The 363-nt window shown below is 47.7% G+C and carries 1 protein-coding gene; it reads left to right on the forward strand.

Features of this window, described 5'->3' with window-relative positions; all coding sequences use genetic code 11:
- Positions 1–363, forward strand: a 363-nt coding sequence (locus AX662_RS00500; protein ID WP_197414650.1) for an SH3 domain-containing protein, incomplete at both ends; no start/stop codon positions are given.

Here is a 363-nt window from a genome sequence, read left to right on the forward strand (position 1 = left end):
CACATAACTATGGCTTTATCGTGCGTTTCCAAGCAGGTAAAGAAGCTTCAACCGGCTACATGCCAGAAGCGTGGCATATCCGCTATGTGGGTAAAGAAGCTAAAGACATCCACGATTCAGGATTGAGCTTGGAAGAGTACTTTGGTATCGAAGGTGGCGATTATGCTACTAGCAACAAACCTGCTGAAAGCAAACCAGCCACTACAGGTGCCATCAACCTTCCAGCGACAGGCACTTATACCTTCACAGGTCGTGCGTCAATCAAGGCAGAAGCCAAGGTTTCAAGTCCAGAATTGGCTTACTATGACAAGGGTATGAGCGTTAACTACGACAAGGTTTTGACAGCCGATGGTCGTCAATGGC

Origin of the sequence: Streptococcus sp. CCH5-D3 (assembly GCF_001556435.1) — a bacterium.
Taxonomy (GTDB): Bacteria; Bacillota; Bacilli; order Lactobacillales; family Streptococcaceae; genus Streptococcus.